General features: G+C 35.8%; 22 protein-coding genes. 1 reads left to right on the top strand and 21 read right to left on the bottom strand.

Annotated features, from left to right (window positions below):
- The 14 genes from F4V44_RS19710 to F4V44_RS27540 form a co-directional block, all read right to left on the bottom strand.
- A complete protein-coding gene (locus tag F4V44_RS19710) occupies positions 1–453 on the bottom strand; it encodes a helix-turn-helix domain-containing protein (RefSeq protein ID WP_150441733.1) in 453 nt (150 codons plus the stop codon).
- A gap of 239 nt (positions 454–692) precedes the next feature.
- A complete protein-coding gene (locus tag F4V44_RS19715; protein ID WP_150441734.1) occupies positions 693–1,445 on the bottom strand; it encodes a hypothetical protein in 753 nt (250 codons plus the stop codon).
- Entirely contained in the window at positions 1,442–2,308 is an 867-nt protein-coding gene (locus F4V44_RS19720) for a hypothetical protein (RefSeq protein ID WP_150441735.1), read from the bottom strand. The genes F4V44_RS19715 and F4V44_RS19720 overlap by 4 nt, the downstream gene beginning before the upstream one ends.
- 106 nt (positions 2,309–2,414) lie before the next feature.
- Positions 2,415–4,376, bottom strand: coding sequence for a type IV secretory system conjugative DNA transfer family protein (locus F4V44_RS19725; RefSeq protein WP_150441736.1), 1,962 nt, complete (start codon positions 4,374–4,376; stop codon positions 2,415–2,417).
- A gap of 538 nt (positions 4,377–4,914) precedes the next feature.
- Positions 4,915–5,082: a hypothetical protein gene (locus tag F4V44_RS27535; protein ID WP_191090782.1), complete on the bottom strand. Its 168-nt coding sequence runs from the start codon at positions 5,080–5,082 to the stop codon at positions 4,915–4,917.
- A 318-nt stretch (positions 5,083–5,400) separates the two neighbouring features.
- Entirely contained in the window at positions 5,401–5,862 is a 462-nt protein-coding gene (locus F4V44_RS19730) for an ArsI/CadI family heavy metal resistance metalloenzyme (protein ID WP_396897507.1), read from the bottom strand.
- Between the two features lie 3 nt (positions 5,863–5,865).
- A complete protein-coding gene (gene arsC, locus F4V44_RS19735; RefSeq protein WP_150441738.1) occupies positions 5,866–6,288 on the bottom strand; it encodes an arsenate reductase (thioredoxin) in 423 nt (140 codons plus the stop codon).
- Between the two features lie 15 nt (positions 6,289–6,303).
- Positions 6,304–7,593, bottom strand: a complete 1,290-nt coding sequence (locus F4V44_RS19740) for an arsenic transporter (protein ID WP_191090785.1) — start codon at positions 7,591–7,593, stop codon at positions 6,304–6,306.
- Positions 7,594–7,613: 20 nt separating this feature from the next.
- Positions 7,614–7,961, bottom strand: a complete 348-nt coding sequence (locus tag F4V44_RS19745; RefSeq protein WP_150441740.1) for an ArsR/SmtB family transcription factor — start codon at positions 7,959–7,961, stop codon at positions 7,614–7,616.
- 285 nt (positions 7,962–8,246) lie between these two features.
- The gene (arsC, locus tag F4V44_RS19750) at positions 8,247–8,669 is read right to left on the bottom strand and encodes an arsenate reductase (thioredoxin) (RefSeq protein WP_150441741.1); all 423 of its coding nucleotides are present in this window, start codon (positions 8,667–8,669) and stop codon (positions 8,247–8,249) included.
- A 20-nt stretch (positions 8,670–8,689) separates the two neighbouring features.
- The gene (gene arsB / locus F4V44_RS19755; RefSeq protein ID WP_150441742.1) at positions 8,690–9,748 is read right to left on the bottom strand and encodes an ACR3 family arsenite efflux transporter; all 1,059 of its coding nucleotides are present in this window, start codon (positions 9,746–9,748) and stop codon (positions 8,690–8,692) included.
- Between the two features lie 24 nt (positions 9,749–9,772).
- Entirely contained in the window at positions 9,773–10,072 is a 300-nt protein-coding gene (locus tag F4V44_RS19760) for an ArsR/SmtB family transcription factor (protein ID WP_150441743.1), read from the bottom strand.
- A gap of 306 nt (positions 10,073–10,378) precedes the next feature.
- Positions 10,379–10,693 (bottom strand): hypothetical protein, encoded by a 315-nt coding sequence (locus F4V44_RS19765; RefSeq protein WP_150441744.1) that lies wholly within the window; start codon positions 10,691–10,693, stop codon positions 10,379–10,381.
- A gap of 368 nt (positions 10,694–11,061) precedes the next feature.
- Positions 11,062–11,214, bottom strand: a complete 153-nt coding sequence (locus F4V44_RS27540) for a hypothetical protein (RefSeq protein WP_191090783.1) — start codon at positions 11,212–11,214, stop codon at positions 11,062–11,064.
- Between the two features lie 234 nt (positions 11,215–11,448).
- Here F4V44_RS27540 and F4V44_RS19770 point away from each other — a divergent pair, with 234 nt between their 5' ends.
- Positions 11,449–12,015 carry a Uma2 family endonuclease gene (locus tag F4V44_RS19770; protein ID WP_223881979.1) on the top strand — a complete coding sequence of 189 codons (567 nt, stop codon included), beginning with the start codon at positions 11,449–11,451 and terminating at the stop codon, positions 12,013–12,015.
- Positions 12,016–12,181: 166 nt separating this feature from the next.
- Here the strand turns inward: F4V44_RS19770 and F4V44_RS27980 are convergent, their stop codons facing one another.
- From F4V44_RS27980 to F4V44_RS19800, 7 genes are all read right to left on the bottom strand, one after another.
- Complete coding sequence (locus tag F4V44_RS27980) at positions 12,182–12,673, bottom strand: hypothetical protein (protein ID WP_223881980.1); 492 nt, start codon at positions 12,671–12,673, stop codon at positions 12,182–12,184.
- Between the two features lie 70 nt (positions 12,674–12,743).
- The gene (locus F4V44_RS27985) at positions 12,744–13,460 is read right to left on the bottom strand and encodes an HNH endonuclease (protein WP_223881981.1); all 717 of its coding nucleotides are present in this window, start codon (positions 13,458–13,460) and stop codon (positions 12,744–12,746) included.
- Positions 13,461–13,757: 297 nt separating this feature from the next.
- Positions 13,758–13,937: an RRXRR domain-containing protein gene (locus F4V44_RS19780; RefSeq protein WP_263406670.1), complete on the bottom strand. Its 180-nt coding sequence runs from the start codon at positions 13,935–13,937 to the stop codon at positions 13,758–13,760.
- Between the two features lie 416 nt (positions 13,938–14,353).
- Complete coding sequence (locus F4V44_RS19785) at positions 14,354–14,854, bottom strand: hypothetical protein (RefSeq protein WP_150441745.1); 501 nt, start codon at positions 14,852–14,854, stop codon at positions 14,354–14,356.
- Between the two features lie 217 nt (positions 14,855–15,071).
- Entirely contained in the window at positions 15,072–16,160 is a 1,089-nt protein-coding gene (locus tag F4V44_RS19790) for a replication-relaxation family protein (protein WP_150441746.1), read from the bottom strand.
- A gap of 313 nt (positions 16,161–16,473) precedes the next feature.
- The gene (locus F4V44_RS19795; RefSeq protein ID WP_150441747.1) at positions 16,474–17,010 is read right to left on the bottom strand and encodes a RusA family crossover junction endodeoxyribonuclease; all 537 of its coding nucleotides are present in this window, start codon (positions 17,008–17,010) and stop codon (positions 16,474–16,476) included.
- Positions 17,011–17,020: 10 nt separating this feature from the next.
- Positions 17,021–17,571 (bottom strand): M23 family metallopeptidase (locus F4V44_RS19800; RefSeq protein ID WP_150441748.1); only part of this gene is annotated, 551 nt, incomplete at its 5' end.

Below are 17,571 nucleotides of genomic sequence, written 5' to 3' on the forward strand. Positions count from 1 at the left end.
CTAATTCGCTTGTGGCGTTTTTTTAACCATATCTAGTTCTCGTTGAAAGGCTTCTTGTTTTTGTCGATTGGCACGCTTTAGAGTGTATGTCGGGCGCGTGTGGCTAAATCCCCAGCGTTTTAGCATCTCGCAAATACCACTTCGGGACATCGTAATGGAAAACTTTTTCTCAAATACATGTTTTAAAATCCGTGTGTCCCAACAGGATTCGCAGCTGTCTCCTTCTTCAGCCGGTGTGCTATGCTCAATCATTCGTCTTACTTCTCGTTCTTCTTCAGGTGATAAAAAAGCAGGCTTGCCAGATGAATAATCACGATGAAGTAAGGCTTCTATTCCACCTTGGTTGAACTTCTTAACATAGCTTGAAATGGTTTCCCGATGTACGTTTAGTAGCTCTGCCACTTGAATCGTGTAATAGCCTTGCATAACGAGAAAGAAAATACATGTTACCATTTGAATAAACTCTCAATTCTATTATGGAAAAGGGTGCATTGTACCATTTCGCAAAATTATACGCTTAGACATATTACTAAAAATAGAAAACAGCCGACTCCTTAACGTACAAAGAGTAGGCTGTTTTCTATTTTTAGTAACGGACTTTGTTTCCGCACTATAGCCCTTTAATGGAACGATTTAATAGTCGTTTTTATATACCTTATTGTTACTCCAAAAAGGGCAATAACACCTTGTCATTACCCTTTCGATTCCAACATCCACTTAAATACTTTATCTTCATTTTCCCGAAAGGTATAAAATTGAGAATGATCCCTAATTAATTGCTCATCCGTGATTGCTCTAATCTTAAGCTTCTGATCCTGTAAAAATATATCCAACGGCTTTAAATACTGAATATGCTCAGTAACAATGATCATTCGATCGGTAAATGGTTTCCATTTCAATAACATTTGTAAATCCTTCGTATCTCCACGAGTACAGTAAACATACAAAAGATTTCCATTGAGCTCCAATGCTCCTGTAAATGGCTTAGGGGCCGTGGCAACATTCGCATTTTGATGTTTTAGTAAGTCAAATAGCCGAAAGAACATAAACCTGTTTAAAACATCCTCGATTTGATACTCCACCCAATAATTTGGAACAAACCCCGGTACAATTTTCTCTGCACTCGTCGGTCCAAGCGTATAGAATGGTATATCCTGTCCATTTTTCCTAATGAAATGTCTCATGATAAGATTAAAGCTTTCCATTCGTCTTATTTGCGGTTTCTTTAGCTTAAATATCTGTTGCAGTTGATTCCCTTCAATCAAACCAACACTTGCTATCGCCTCTAACGATTTTCTTTCTTTTCTGGAATTTGTATCAAACACCATTCCCGACCGCAGCTTAGAAAGCTCTCTAGATGGGATTCTCCTCCATTTGAGTTCCCATTTGTGTTGGTTAGAAAAAGGGCTGACAGCATGTTGCATTTGCTCAGCCCTTCCAGTCATGATAGAACCCTTATAATTCGAGCAGAAATTCGTTCCTTTTCTGCATCTATGCCCAATATCCTTACTAACACTTGGTCCCCCTTTTGAACATTTTGAAACTTCAAGTGACGAGCAAGGGAATCTACCCCTTCCTCTAAATTAACGAAAATTCCGTATTCCTCAACTCCTGACACTGTACCAACGTATTCACCATTCTTTTTGTACCTCTCTAGGCATTCAGGGAAAGGATTTTCTAATAATGGTTTAGCTGAAACCTTTACTTCCTGTTTTTCTTTATCAATTTTCATCACTTGTACCTCAATTGCATCGCCGGGTTCATAACGATCCCTTAAATCCTCAACCCAACCATAGGTCAATTCAAACACAGGGATATGCACATCAATACCGCCAATATCGCCGACAACATGCCCTGGCTCCACTTCCCGAATAACGCAATAGATGTTGTAGCCTTCATCAATTTTTCTTAAAGTGATCTCAGCCATTTGCTCTCTTGCCCGTTTTCGGGATGCCACAAAAATGCCGGCTTCCTTATCAAAATTTAAAACTTTATAGGAGACCTTTATCCCAGTAAGAGCCCTAAACTGATTCAATGCATTGGCATCTTCAATGTCAATTCCTGACTCCTTTAAAGGGATAATCCCTTTTATACCTGCGCGACGAATAATTCCACAAAGTTCAGTTTTGTTGCCGCTTCCTATTCGAATATTCTCTATACCAACTAGAACGTCATTTAAAACAAGATCGTTTTGATAGGCAGATTGAATATCTCTCCATCGCAGTCCTTCATCAACCTTTTTACTTTTTTTCAGTTTACTCGGGTCAAATCCCTCAATTAGAATATCTCTCATTTCCTCTACTGTCATCTCTCCTATCCCCTTCCTTAAATTAATACATTTCCTTCAAAAAATTTTCATTTTAAAGGTCTACACTTATTGGAGACCTTCGATTAAACCAGTGTTAAACAATGATTTACCAGAAAGAGTCCAAATTATGCTCGACTTCTTTTTCCTCTTTTTCTTCATCTATTACCGTTTCTACACGGATATTAGTACTGTTCACAGCCTTTGAATTTTGTAATTTCTGATTAACTTCCTTCTTCTCATCAATATTGTTTTTATCTTTCATTACATCACTTACGTTAATATCCGCTTTTTCAATTTTGTTGATTGTTCCTTTTGAATCTACATCAATATTAATACAGTCATTCATATTGGCATTTATATCATCATTAGGTTGTGGATGTTTGTTAACATTTATATTGTCTGATTTACTGTTCGATTTGAATGGAGTATCTGTATGCTGAATTTGATTGTCATGATGGACTGCTACCAAAATAGGTTCTGGGGGCTTCTCAGTTTCCCTAAAGGATTGGATAGGATCAGATATTGTATCTAATTCTATTTTTTCTACGGTAGCATTGCTTTCAGAGGGAATTGTGGGTGTATTTAATTTTGGAGCTATCAAATTGTCTTCTTTCATTTGAACTTCTTCTATCATTTCTCGGTCACTGTTAATCGTTGCTGCTTTATTGTATTTATTTGAAATCTGTTTAAAGTTTTTATAAAAACGGTGAAATGTATTTATAATTTTGCTATCCTGGTCTTTTTTCTTTCGTCTTTTCCGTTCTTCATTTGTTTCCCATTCTCTACGTTCCTTCCAATCTCTTGGTACGAAACTCCCGACAGCTTCTATCGGCTTCTGTGGAGTCCCATCCTTCATTAGTCTAGCGATATAGTGAAAGCGAGCCATCTGGTCTTGTAGATACGTATAATGAAAACGATACTCTTCTGACTCTGTATCCCTATAGCTGTCTGGAAATAATCTCGGAAGGAGAACCCTATTTTTATAGGTTGATTGACGTATAATAATTTGGTCTTTTCCAAACTCCTCAGAAAACTCTTGTGCGTCTTTTGCGGACAAGCCTCCAAAAGCAATCTTGTTCCGGCAAGAGGTCATAATCGCTTGTTTCATAGCTCTACTATTTATCTTACCCGATTCAACTTCTAACTGACCTAAAGACTGTGTAGCGAATATACCAGCTACTCTATAGCTGGCTGCGATTGAAAGAAACATTTCAACATCAGGGTTTATGTATCTGCTGTACTCATCAGCAATTAGAAAATGTGGTGTCCTTGTTCGTTCTGCACCTTTGCGTCTGAATGTACCGGACTGCAAGTGCATAATGATAAACTGGCCAAAAGCGTCACCAGCCTTTTTTAACTTACCTAGAGAAGTATTGACAATCAATACTCCACCTTCCTCAAAGTGCTTATCGATATTAATATCACTCTTTCCGGTTATAATGTGTCTTAACCGATGATTTCCAGTAATATTCTCCAGTTGAGCCCTTAAACCAATAACAAATTGTTGATATTTATCCGCCATGGAACCAAGCAATTCATGTTCAAAAAAATTAACTAAATCGGTTTGACCTTGTTCCTGTTTCAACTGCTTTACTTTCTCCTCTAACAACTTTTGGTCACGCATAGCTTCTAATATATCCAGCAAATCCATATCATCGCCTTGAAGCTCTTTTAATAGTTTAGTAATATTACGGGCTGATAGCTCCTGAACGGTTTGGAAAAAGGCTTCTTGTTTCCCGAAAAGACTTTGTAATACGGCTACAGTAGCTTCCGCTACATCGTCTATATCACCTTCCATAACATTAAATCGATGTGTATCTGCACTTTCCGGGTCGATATAAGTATAGGGAACACCCATTTCATCGCAATATTCCTTCACGTCTCGTGCAAGATCACCTTTAGGTTCTATCACGGATAAACCAAGTTTCTTCCCACGCTTTTTCTGTATCAGCAATTGATAGATCATCGGCTTCAAGACAGTAGCTGTTTTTCCGCAACGAGTTGGTCCTATTGCTAGCATATGTGTAAAGGGATCATCACCTCCCCAAATGACATCATCTGCGGCCATTCACACCCTTCCCTTCACTTTTGATTGTTGGTATTACTTACAAATCAATTTAGAAAATAGGAAATTAATATATTTTCTAAATTTTATTAAAAATTTAATTTTTCAGTATATTTTAGTTATTGTCACCCATCATTATTATATAAAACGTCTGTTTCATTTGTTTTTCATTTACTTTTCATTTTTATAAAAAAGCAATTTTATTATTCCATTTATTTCCTTAAGATAGTCATATCCTATTTGAAGACTTAAATATTAGTATCTGTGAAATTACAGAGTTTCCCCCTCTGTTTGAAGTAACTCCAGCAACAGCAGCGCAAATAGATGCTTATCGTAATCAAGTAATGCAAAACACAAACGCAAAAAGAGTCAATTAAGAATAAACAGCCAAAAAGCCGTCAGCTACTGTCGGCTTTTCTTTAATTTTCATTAAGTTGAAATTCCAGGGAAAAAATTGACCCTTTCAGTCTAAAAAAAGAGTGTCACAAAATGACATCCTATATATTAAATTCAATATCCCTCTCCACGTATGGAACGTTCCTTATGAAGTCTTTTGTGGATTATTGTCTTTCTTGAATTTGGAGCCTTTATTTTGCGTTAGATAATTTGTCGCTTTTTCATGAACCCTCTCTTTTTCATCCTCACCCCATAGATGATCATCTAATTGGTCTAAGAAAATTTGCAATTTCAAACACTTACTCCATAGCATAGAATTCCCCCTTTGTTAATCCATCTCATTTTATGATGTGAGGTTTTTGTCTCATTCCATTTTTAATTATTCAAAAGGAAAAACCCTCAAAAGAGGGTCTTTCCTTTTGATAACAGTTAGCCTTGGCGAAGGTTATTTTCATGCTAAGACCATCCTATGTAAACCGTCTAATAATGATTGGGTGATAAACCCAAACTCATGAGTTGTGGATCATCGATATTTCTTCAACGGTGCAGTTTAGTGCAGGAAGGTATAAAAAAATCCCTAATAAATGAATAAAAATAGTCGACAAAAAGTCGACCATTTTTATGTTGATTGTTATTTTTTGTCAAAAGAAATAAAGTTAATTGGCTGGGGAGATGATGGTGCACAACAAAGAGACAAATCGCGCGCTTCTCCTACTGATTCAAATTCTGAATCCTCTTTTGTATAGAAAATCTCCCAAGCGTTTCCATCCGGATCATAAACCCATACCTTATCTTGAACAGCGTAACAACATGTTGTATTCATTTCATCAATTAAAATCAATCCATCTTCACGAAGACGTTCTCCCATTTTTATAACATCTTCTGTTCTATTCACTTGAAAACCTAAATGATTTAAAACGCCTTTTTCATTAAAAGGTCTTACGTTTAGCGAAAAATGAAGTGCTGGCTCATCTAATTCAAATTTTGCATAGTTCTCTTTTACCTTTGTCGGCTCTTTTCCAAAAAAGCTTTTATAAAACTTTAGTGATTTCTCTAAATTTGTACAGTTTACTGCGACATGCATTCGGCTAATCACTTATTTTCCCTCCTGAGCAAATTTTTGAATACGTTCGCCAATTTCATCACGGACACGTTGGAAGAATGCCCATTTTTCTTCGTCAGATCCTTCTGCTTTTGCAGGGTCATCAAAACCCCAGTGAACTCGCTTAACATGTGGTGGCGTGACAGGGCAATTATCTGCTGCATGACCACATAACGTAACAACTAAATCAGCATTATTTAGAATTTCAGGATCAATTACATCAGATGTTTGATTAGATATATCAATTCCAACTTCTTTCATCGCTTTTACAGCATTAGGGTTTAATCCGTGGGCTTCGAGACCTGCGCTTTTCACTTCCCATTCATCACTTAAATGTTTTTTTGCCCATCCTTCAGCCATTTGGCTACGGCAAGAGTTTCCTGTACATAAGAAATAAATGGTTTTCTTGTTTGACATTTCGTATTTCTCCTTTTAGTAAAGTAATAAAGCTATGTATAGACCTAGTAAAGTAATAAATAAGATTGGAATTGTTAAAACAATACCTGTTTTAAAATAGGTTCCCCATGAAATTTTAACCCCTTTTAGAGATAAAACATGGAGCCACACTAAGGTTGCCAATGAGCCGATTGGTGTAATTTTCGGACCTAAGTCAGCCCCAATAACATTGGCATAAATTAGAGCTTCTCGGATTGTACCGGATGTATTCGTTTCTGCAATTGCCAAAGCGTCAATCATGACCGTAGGCATATTATTCATCAAGGATGATAAGAGAGCTGCAATAAAGCCCATTGATATGGTAGCAATGAATAACCCTTGTTCAGTAGTTGCTTGGATGACACTAGCTAATGATTCTGTAAGCCATGCATTTCCCAAGCCGTACACAACCACATACATTCCTATTGAGAAAAATACGATGTTCCATGGTGCACCTTTAATCACTGCTTTTGTGTTAACAGCATGACTTCTTCCTGCCATGAATAAAAAGAAGATGGCAATTGTTCCTGCAACAATCGAAACTGGGAGATTAATGAACTCACTAAAAAAGTAACCGATTAAGAGTATTCCTAGCACATACCATGAAAGACGAAACATTTTCTGATCCCTAATGGCTTCTGTTGGTTTCTTTAATTTAGATAAATCGTACGTTTTGGGGATATTCCTTTTGAAATAAATTAATAAAACCAAGATAGTTGCTACTAATGAAAATATGTTAGGGATAATCATTCTTGAAGCATATTCCACGAATCCAATGTCAAAGAAATCGGCAGATACGATGTTAACCAGGTTACTCACCACGAATGGTAGTGAAGTTGTATCGGCAATAAATCCACTTGCCATAATGAATGGAAAGATCATTTTTTCTTTAAACTTCAAATTGCGTACCATTGCTAATACGATTGGTGTCAGTATTAAGGCAGCTCCATCATTGGCAAATAGTGCAGCGACGATGGCACCTAATATACTCACATAAACAAACATTTTGATACCATTACCTTTAGCAGCCCTTGCCATATGTAAAGCAGCCCATTCAAATAATCCAATCTCATCTAACACTAAGGAGATGAGGATAATGGCAACAAACGATAATGTCGCGTTCCAAGTAATGTCTATTACTTCTAAGACATCACTAAATCCGACAACTCCTACTAAAAGAGCGATAATGGCTCCACCACAGGCAGACCAACCAATATTCAAACCTTTAGGCTGCCATATCACTAAGATGAGTGTTGCTAAAAAAATTACAGATGCTAATATTGCCATTGTCACTGTACTTGCCTCCATTAGTTACAACAGGAAATGCGTAGTCCCTGTTCTTCTAGTTCTTGTAGCTTGAAATCTTGGTCTGGGAGATGTTGTAGTAAGTTGTGGACTAAAGGATAATAGTCGCTATCTTTATTTAATGAATAAAAAATCCATTGTCCTTTTCTTGTTTCTTGTATTAATCCAGCATCCTTCAACTTACGAACATGTTGACTAATAGCAGGCTGACTCATTTTAAAGATTTCTACAAATTCACAAACACAACAATCATTTGTATCCAACATTTTTACCATGGTTAACCTTGTTTTATCGCCTAGCAATTTTAAGATTGTTGCAGCTTTTTCTAATTCAACAGTTACGATTTGCACAAAAACACCTCCTAAAGGAAACTTCCCTATTATTACTACATGATTATATAATTATGTACTTATATATGTAAATGTTTTTTATTAAGATAACGTTTTGTTGAAGAAAAATTAATAATTAAGGCGGACTCCCTGAGATAGGGAGTCGGCTATTTTTATGTCTTATAAAACTATAACAGCCTTATGTGGCATCATAACTCATAAGTTATGACACTAAAGATTTTTTTATTAAAAAAATCCGATTCTCTAAGGAAACGACTTTAAATAATCTTAAATTATTTCGTTTTGTTATTCTCCTGTTTCAGCAAATCGTTTCATTCTTTCCCCGATTTCATCACGGACACGTTGGAAGAATGCCCATTTTTCTTCTTCTGTTCCTTGAGCTTTTGCTGGATCATCAAATCCCCAGTGAACTCGTTTTACTTTAGGTGGTGTAATAGGACATTTATCTGCAGCGTCACCACATAAAGTAACGACTAAATCTGCATTGTTTAAATATTCCTGGTCTATAATATCAGATGTATGATGTGAAATATCAATACCAGCTTCTTTCATTGCTTTTACTGCATTAGGATTTAACCCATGCGCTTCAATACCAGCACTACGAACTTCCCACTCATTACTTAAATACTTTTTAGCCCAACCTTCTGCCATCTGGCTTCTGCAAGAATTTCCTGTACATAAGAAATAAATTGTTTTATTGTGTAACATTAGTTATCCTCCGGATTTTATTATTGTATAGTTGTTCGAAAATACTTCCTTTCCCATCGTAAAGCTACACTAACAAGGGCAATTAGGACGGGAACTTCCACTAACGGACCAATAACGGCAGCAAAGGCTTCGCCACTGTTAATTCCAAACACCGCAACTGCTACAGCAATAGCTAATTCAAAGTTATTACTTGCAGCCGTAAAGGAAAGAGCTGCTGTTACCGGATAAGATGCACCTGCTTTACGAGAAGCAAAAAAGGATACAGCAAACATGATTAAAAAGTAAATTAGCAATGGAATAGCAATACGAACCACATCTAATGGTAAAGCAATAATTTGATCCCCTTTTAATGAGAACATCATCACAATCGTAAATAATAAAGCGATTAGTGTAAGTGGAGAGATTTTAGGTAAAAATTTACCCTCATACCATTCCTTCCCCTTTACTTTTAACCCGATAAAGCGTGTCAACATACCTGCTACAAACGGTATTCCTAAATAAACAAGTACACTCTTTGTAATTTCCCACATTGAGATAAAAACAGATAAATTTTCTAATCCAAATACACCAGGAAGGACATTCAAAAAGAAATAGGCAAAAACAGAATAAAATAAAATCTGAAACACCGAGTTAAATGCCACTAACCCAGCCACATATTCACGATCTCCTCTAGCTAAATCATTCCATACAATGACCATTGCAATGCAGCGAGCTAAACCAATCATAATCAACCCAGCCATATATTCTGGCTTATCATGTAAAAAGATGATAGCTAAGAAGAACATTAAGAAAGGTCCCAGCAACCAGTTCTGAAGCAAGGATAATAAGAGAACTTTCCAATCCTTAAAAACACGCCACATTTCTTCATACTTTACTTTCGCAAGTGGTGGATACATCATGATAATCAAGCCGATGGCAATCGGAATATTCGTTGTCCCCATAGAGAAGGTATCCAAGACCTCTTTAAAATTGGGTGCTAATACCCCAATAATGATACCTAATGCCATGGCTGCAAATATCCATATTGTTAAGTAACGATCTAAAAATGAAAGCTTCCTCGTTAAACTTTGATTTGACACCTAAATCACTCCTTCTTGCTGTCACTAACAACAATCGCATTTAATAATTGAAATCTCCTCTAACTCATCTATAATGGCTTGAATATACAGTGGTAGAGAGTTATTTAATCGATAATGTTTCCATGTTCCTGCCGACCTTTCGGCAATAATTCCAGCTTCTTTTAACTTCTTTAATTGCTGGCTTACAGCCGGTTGAGAAATCTTCAATACATCGACAAAATCACAAGCACACACTTCCCCTTTTTTGAGACAAGCCAATAGCTTTAAACGATTAGGATCACTCACAGCTTTTAACTGTTTTGCAATTAATTCAAGATTATCCAAAAGTATTAATCCTCCATTACATAAGTATTCGTTTATATAATAGTTTACTTATATATCAATAACAAGTTGTTTTTTAATTAAAGCAACTGTACCGTTAGCTAAAGAAATATCAAACCGAAACTCTTAATTTATGACACTAACTAAACAAAAAAGACCACCTCGTATGAGATTAAGTAGTTCAGATAATGTGGAGAAAATTTAAATTCACAGTATCAAAAAACAGATATAATAGCGATAAGATTAACAGGTTATTTAGCACACAAAAACGCTTGGATTTCCAAGCGTTTTTTATGGTCTTTATACTTATTATTTAGTAATGTCTTCTTTTAAGAATGGTCTATTTCTAAATGAAATAATAATAAAATTAAGTGCTGATAACCCTAAGATGAATAAAAACATTGTAAACGACACAGGGTCTCCACTCATATTCTTTTCATCTGCTATTATGCCTATATCCCATAAAAACTTTGCGGATAATACTGTACAAATTAAGGACACAATCATTACACTAATACCTAAATAAAAATAACGCTTCCCTTTATAAAAGATAGAGGCTAACGATAAAATCAATAAAAGCACAATAAATGAAATCAAAATCGGTCTAAAATCATCAACTATCATTCTACACCTCCTAACAGACTTTTTTATTAATACAATATTTTCAGTCAATAAATATATTTTAACATAAAATGACAATTCCCCTTGAAACTCTTCAAATCGACATGTTAAATAATAGTCGGTTTAACATTACAAATAGCAAGTTGACAATGGTTGTTGTCAGTATGTTTTTTAGGCTGTGATTTCGTATGCCTATTTATATGTTGAAACACAATAATCGTTGATATAGAAGCAATAGCAAGAGACCAAATCGTATTCGTTTTGGTCTGCTATTTTGTATGCTATTTCGTATGTTTCTCCACAAAAACTGAACTACTTAGTATGAGATGGATACCTCTTTTTTATTATTACTAAAGTCCACTTTAGTTCCATTAGTTATTTATAATAAGTACCTCTTCTTTTTTTACTAACTTAGCATCGCCAAAAAATCTTGAATTTTCCTTTTGTATTTCAATTTGTCCTTTTCCGTAATCATGTGAAACGATATAATTTTCATTATTATAGACGGCCTTTTGCCCTTTCAATGTCTTTATCCCTCCTCCAACCCCTTTACCCAACCACATTAATCAGTTTAACGCTTTTATGAATTAAAGTTAATTAGTCAGAGTTCTTTAACTACTCTGGAAAGGTTAGTTAAAGAAGAAGGCATTCTACAACTCTTGAGTTGTGATACTGATTGTTTATTTTGACAAAAATGTGTTCAGCTGTATTTTTTCAGAAATAATGTTAAACTAAGGATAATTAAGGAGGTGTTTCTTATGAGTATGAATCAACCTCGTCCTAAGAAAGTAACATATGCTGAATATTTAACATGGTCTGATGAGCCACGTTATGAAATCATTGATGGCATTCCCTATATGCAAGCTGCACCATCACGAAAACACCAACGTATTGTAACTCAACTCACGGGTGAACTATATACATTTTTAAAAGGGAAAACATGCGAAGTATATACTTCTCCGTTTGATGTTAGATTATCTGCTACAGAAGATGAAGAGGAATACCAGGTCGTACAGCCCGATATTAGCGTCGTATGCGACGAAAGAAAATTAGATGATAAAGGATGCAAGGGCGCTCCAGATCTCATCGTAGAAGTTCTATCTCCTTCCACTTGGCAGAGAGATCGTATTGAGAAATTGAACCAATACCAACGACATGGAGTAAGAGAGTATTTATTAATTTACCCTAATGAGAAAATTGTGGAGCAATATATCCTTGGAGAAAACAATGTGTATGAAACGCCTTGTATTTATAATGAAGAGGATGTATTCCATTCTCATATTTTCCCTGAGTTTGAAATAACACTGAGCGCCATTCTGTCCTAAGACAAAAGGAGTTGCTCCAGAAGCTAAATAAACTTTTGAATCAACTCCTTTGGTGTATATTTTCTATCAAAACTTATGTCACTGCCACAATATCACTATGACTTGCCACTCTTCTACCCTTTTCAATATCATTATTCATCATATTTGGGCGAGGAGACCCCGACTTCTAAGCGGTAGCGTAAGTCGGGGAGGAATTGCCTTCCCTCCTTTGAATTAATAGTGTGCTTGAAAACTCTACTTTTTTAAGTTTTTTCCAACTGGCAGAAGCGTGTACTTTTGTGCCATCTAACAAGCGAATATCGAAGTATCCATTGGTTCGTCTGCCAAAAATGAAGCATTCTTTCCCTTCGTAGATGACTTTATCAAACAACTGAAATCCTTTGACGAAGCGTACTGCCTTATTGGATTTTCGTTTTCCACCTTTCGAAATAGTGGCTTTATGTAGTTGACGATTGTTCTTGCGAACGAACTTTAATCGAAACATCTCGTCACTTGGCTTGGCTAACGGATGTCCACTGATGCAACGTGCATCTATGACATGTGCTTTCGGTAATTGATGGGTAATCCGAGTATTTTTTGTTAAATATCCATACGTCAAGTGTATTTCAGGATAAATAGCTTTCAAACTGTTGTAGATAAACCAACGCATCACCGTCATTTGCGAAGCATCCCGTAAGATCTTTGATTTCCTTTTAAGGGTGTGTTCTAAGCCTTTTCGATGAATCTCGTCATGATTTATTTTCTACAATTCTATTAAATCGTTCTTCAAATTCTTTTTCTTTTCCATAAGTTAATTTATGACAACCTTCACAGAGAGTAATTCCATTATTTATATCAAAACGCAATTTTTCGTTGTCTATAAATCGAATAATATGGTGAGCATTAAGAATTACTGCATTATTTTTACTACTATGTGCTTTACATATCTGACAGGTATAATCATCTCTTTTGTATACCGATTTTCTCCATTCACACATTTCCTTGGATGATCTAATAGTTTTATTTTGGTCTTTTAATAAACTTCTATCAAATATATAATTAGGATGATTTTTACCACTTAAATACTCTCTTGTACATTTTTGTGAACAAAATATATTTTCATATCCTCTTCGATTAGCCCAAAAAATTTGACTTGATGTTCGTTTAAATTTTCCGTTACAACTATTACACACTAACTCTACTTGTTTAATTTGTGATCTATTTTTGCAATCAACAGAACAAAATCTTTGTGTACTAAAATAAGTCGTAAAATCCTGATTGCAACATTCGCATTTTTTATAAAGCAAGGCATTCTTGAAATTACTTGCATTTTCACCTATTTTATTTACAGAAGTCCATTTGCCAAAACATTCTTTAGAGCAAAAGAAATGTTTATTCCGATACCGTTTTGATTTATCGGTTCTTATTTTTTTATTGCAGTATGAACATGATTTTGCATTAATCAATTTGTAGTTAGGATTAAACTCAGGATATTTTTTTCTATAATTCTTTACAGCACTTTTGTGAGCAGTAATGGTTTAAATTCCCTTTCCTAATTTCTGCATAGGTCTTTTTGAATACTTTGTCGCAATTAAGACATTTTACATCGATAGCTTTTTTCGTTCTTCGTGGAATTTGATATTTGTCTAACCAATGGTAGATAGTATCGGTTGTAGTTCCACAGTCCTTCGCTAATTCTAATATTTTTATTTCTTTTTCTACATAATTTTCATACAACCAGTTTCTATCTTTGTATTTTTTATTCATATTTTATCACCAAGGGAAACCGCTTGTTTGTACCCACTACTTCCATAAAGCAGTTGGATGGTAAAAGGGGTTCGCTTCACCATTTTTGCTTTTTGTGATTGTAATAGTTTTCTTGCTTTACGAGGTGAACAAGGCATTAAAGGTTCACCCTGCTGATTTAATACGTACACGAACATAACGTGTACCTCCTTTTCAAGAGTAAGTGCCCCATACCCAATGTTGGAAAGGCTTGTTGTGTCTACAGCACCGCTCCTACCCATCAGAGCCTTTTAACCATAAACGACAGGTGCTACGGACTTGGGGAGCATCCGTAGGTGTCATGACCAAACCAACGTAGTCCTCAAAGGACAGAGGGTAGTCAACAAAGGCTTTTGCAAGCCTCCACTTCAAGCCTCATCTGAGGCTAAGTGGTGGGTTATTGACCTCTATTAAAATCCATTTCTATTTGGTAGTGCATTCTCGACAAATCCACTATACCAAAAAATGAAGATGCGACTTTATTTGGTATTTACTAACCTTTTTTACATTGTACACCCCAAAAGAGACCATCTTTAGGGTATTATTACTCCCTTTTGAAAAATCCCATGTACTTCTACTGAATTTTAGAATTCTCATAGATCTTTCCTAAAATAAGGTAGATATCGTCTGATTCGTTTAACCGCCTCTTTTCTCTTTCAGATACTCTCCATTTAGTATTATGCTGCTGATTTCCCTTGACTCGTTTATATGAGGCTTTCGCTCGGAAATAAACAAAGATACCGTAAAATGCTAACACACTGAACATAATGAGACTCAATCTCGTAATCCCCTGTTTATCAAAGATAAGGTCCCATTTCCATACATCATGGATAGCAATAGTAATAATTAATACAAGATAGACAACTACTGTCGATATTAACATCATTTCCTTAAGCTTTGTATGTTGCTTTTGACCAATATGGACTGTGAACAAACCGGCTGTCATCATCATTAGGATAAACAAAGTGAATTTGGTCGGAATAAACCAATTTTGATACACACTGACAAGTAATATTAGTGCGGCCAAGGTTAAGGGAATCATTAAAATATATTGAATCCGTAAATTCCATTTCATCGCTGCACCCTCCTTTTCAATTAATCCTTTTTTGAAACTCATTTGAGATACAAACTCATCCAAATGCGTTTATAGGTATTAAACGGAAAACTCTCACATCTCCATTTACCATGCGTGTGCAGTGTTTTTGCAAGTCAAGTCTTGTATTCCAGTTCAAATCATCAAACTTTTTATTGCCCACAAGCCACAGGTTCAGCCCATCTATATACTCGATAGCTCATTGAATTGTTTCGGGGAATAAGAGCTCGGCAATATCCGAGAGATTCATGTCTAACTTTTCAATCAAGAATGGATTATCTTCAATTCTCTGATACTCTTTTAAGAAACTATAGTTGGTTACTAGGAGTTTACGCTTCTCCCATTGGTAACTTTGGTTACTGTAATTCTGAATATGACGAATTTGGGTAATGTCTGAATCTAATAGATCAACAAAATACATTTCTTCGTCTTTATATTTCACAACTGTTGGAAAGGACTGACGGGTTTCATCTTCTTGAATGGTTTCATTAATTACTTCAAAACCTAGATGATTAGACAGAGCATGTATCCATTCGCTTTTTGATGGGTATTTCTGTAGCAACCTTCTTCCTGTACGAGAAGAAACGACCTTCAAATCATATCCTGTATAAATGGGTTTCTGCTCAATTAATCGATTGGCCACTCTTTTATTTGGAGGATTGAAGCTATATTCCATAAACTGCTCATACGACCGCTGTCCTTTAGTAAAGATGATGAAGTTCTTAATCCGTGGATAATTGTCTTTAATCTCTGCCTGAATCTTACCAAGCAACTGTATCGTGGCTGCTGAATCCAACACATAGTAGCCAAAACGCTTCCCTTCTGGATTGATCAGTAAGCCTGCAATATTCATCTGTCTATCCAAGTTGTACTCTCTCTTCACTTTTCTTGAGTCCCATACTTCCCATCCTGCAAGAGTAAGGTCCACCATCACGTCATTGGCCATCGTCAAATAGTGAATTTGAGTAGGTCTTACATACAACTGAACGGGCTGCTGAACCTCAACACTCATTCCGTGCCTTGTCAGGCACTCCAATCCCGTTTCGGTCAACCTATGCACTGTATGGCCTTTCTTCCCCTTCCCTCTACTCCCTTTAAATACAGAGCTCGTTATTATTTTCCTGCTCCGCAACCGATAAAGAGCTCGATCTACATAATACTTGCTATCAGAAAAATACTTTCTCTTAATCTGCTCTGTCGTTAATGAACGATAATTATATAAATCTTTCAGCACCTTGAATTCCTTCTCAGATACAATCAGACCATCAAAGTTTCCCTCTTCCATCATGCTCTATCCCCCCTTAATTTCTAACTGTTTTATATAAGTAATTGAGCCTGTTATATAAAGTGTAGTTAGACTGTTCGATGAGGACTATTCTGCGTATCCTCGTATAGTCCTCATCTCACTTCGGTAGCTAATCTTTTTTGAATTTGAAATACTTATATATTTACCATCACAAACAATTCCTTGATAATAAAGAATTTTCAATATATTATTATCGGAATTTTGTGAAATCTCATGTCAAAATTAGTGTCATAATCTATGTCAAAATGGTGTTTTAATTTCCGAACCTATTTTGACATGAAATTTAAAGAACTTTTCACCAAAATGAAGTAAGTTTTCTCTTGTTGTTATTATCTTTTTCCTGAGTCTGTATCAAATCTGTATTTTGTGGGTAAACGATCTCATTAAAGGTCGATTCGCTCTGAAATCTTTCCCCCATGCACTCCTGCATAAAGACAGCTGCCGAAGAATGGGGAACTAGGAATACTTCAATTTTTTCCTGTTCTGCATAATCTCCAAGAAGAAAAAGCGATATATTTTGCCAAGTATCATCAAAGAAAATTCCTGTTTTTCGTAAAGAATCAATTACAGGTTTATAAATATAGTTATCTAAATCTCTCCCTATCTGATCTGGGAAGTAATGAACAATAAACATTGCTGCTTTCCTCAATCGTACATACGGTTGATCAAAGTTATGTTGTTCAAAGGTTTTCTGATTAAAAAAGCTATTTATTCGTGTTCCATCAGCGAGAACCATATTTTTTGCCCTTAAATCTTTATAAAAATCTCCTTTGTAAAAGAAATGGTAATAAGGAATGCTCTTATTTTGAAACTGAAATTCTTTTAAACTCATATATTTAATCTTACCCTCCTAGCCATGGAGTTAAATATGGTGTAGGATCGATTCTGTTTCCATTCAACCAAACTTCAAAGTGTAAGTGTGTTCCTTTCCCTGTAGAAGACCTTACGTTACCTGTATGACCCATTTCCCCAACAACTTGACCTGCCGATACCTGTTGTCCTTCATGGACGCCAAGAGAGCTAAGATGAGCATAAACAGTTTTCAGCCCATTACTATGCTCTACCTGCACAACATTTCCCCAGCCACCATTCCAACCTGTTCTAGAATAAACCACCATTCCACTTTTAAATGCAACAATAGGTTTCCCTAGATCAGCATCACCAGCTTGGTTAATATCAATGCCTTCGTGAATGGTTCCCCAGCGCGAACCATAAGGTGATGTAATATTTTTGGTATGGGGTACGGGCCACACAGTATCTCCTATCATACTTATTGGCACTTGATTATTCTCCTTTGCAATATAGCCTGATGAATAAAGATTAAAATGCATAAAAACCTCATCAACATAGTAGGGTAAGTGCCCAGCGCCTTTCCACATCTCTATGGTAGGTT

It is taken from the genome of Niallia endozanthoxylica, assembly GCF_008710145.1.
Taxonomy (GTDB): Bacteria; Bacillota; Bacilli; order Bacillales; family Cytobacillaceae; genus Bacillus_BD; species Bacillus_BD endozanthoxylica.

What these genes read in the sequence shown, in the direction of transcription:
- F4V44_RS19710 (WP_150441733.1), bottom strand. Translation starts at nt 453, where the DNA reads ATGGTAACATGTATTTTCTTTCTCGTTATGCAAGGCTATTACACGATT.
- F4V44_RS19715 (WP_150441734.1), bottom strand. Translation starts at nt 1,445, where the DNA reads ATGACTGGAAGGGCTGAGCAAATGCAACATGCTGTCAGCCCTTTTTCT.
- F4V44_RS19720 (WP_150441735.1), bottom strand. Translation starts at nt 2,308, where the DNA reads ATGACAGTAGAGGAAATGAGAGATATTCTAATTGAGGGATTTGACCCG.
- F4V44_RS19725 (WP_150441736.1), bottom strand. Translation starts at nt 4,376, where the DNA reads ATGGCCGCAGATGATGTCATTTGGGGAGGTGATGATCCCTTTACACAT.
- F4V44_RS27535 (WP_191090782.1), bottom strand. Translation starts at nt 5,082, where the DNA reads ATGCTATGGAGTAAGTGTTTGAAATTGCAAATTTTCTTAGACCAATTA.
- arsC (WP_150441738.1), bottom strand. Translation starts at nt 6,288, where the DNA reads ATGTCAAACAAGAAAACCATTTATTTCTTATGTACAGGAAACTCTTGC.
- F4V44_RS19740 (WP_191090785.1), bottom strand. Translation starts at nt 7,593, where the DNA reads ATGGCAATATTAGCATCTGTAATTTTTTTAGCAACACTCATCTTAGTG.
- arsC (WP_150441741.1), bottom strand. Translation starts at nt 8,669, where the DNA reads ATGTTACACAATAAAACAATTTATTTCTTATGTACAGGAAATTCTTGC.
- F4V44_RS19765 (WP_150441744.1), bottom strand. Translation starts at nt 10,693, where the DNA reads ATGATAGTTGATGATTTTAGACCGATTTTGATTTCATTTATTGTGCTT.
- F4V44_RS19770 (WP_223881979.1), top strand. Translation starts at nt 11,449, where the DNA reads ATGAGTATGAATCAACCTCGTCCTAAGAAAGTAACATATGCTGAATAT.
- F4V44_RS27980 (WP_223881980.1), bottom strand. Translation starts at nt 12,673, where the DNA reads ATGACGGTGATGCGTTGGTTTATCTACAACAGTTTGAAAGCTATTTAT.
- F4V44_RS19780 (WP_263406670.1), bottom strand. Translation starts at nt 13,937, where the DNA reads ATGTTCGTGTACGTATTAAATCAGCAGGGTGAACCTTTAATGCCTTGT.
- F4V44_RS19785 (WP_150441745.1), bottom strand. Translation starts at nt 14,854, where the DNA reads ATGAAATGGAATTTACGGATTCAATATATTTTAATGATTCCCTTAACC.
- F4V44_RS19790 (WP_150441746.1), bottom strand. Translation starts at nt 16,160, where the DNA reads ATGATGGAAGAGGGAAACTTTGATGGTCTGATTGTATCTGAGAAGGAA.
- F4V44_RS19795 (WP_150441747.1), bottom strand. Translation starts at nt 17,010, where the DNA reads ATGAGTTTAAAAGAATTTCAGTTTCAAAATAAGAGCATTCCTTATTAC.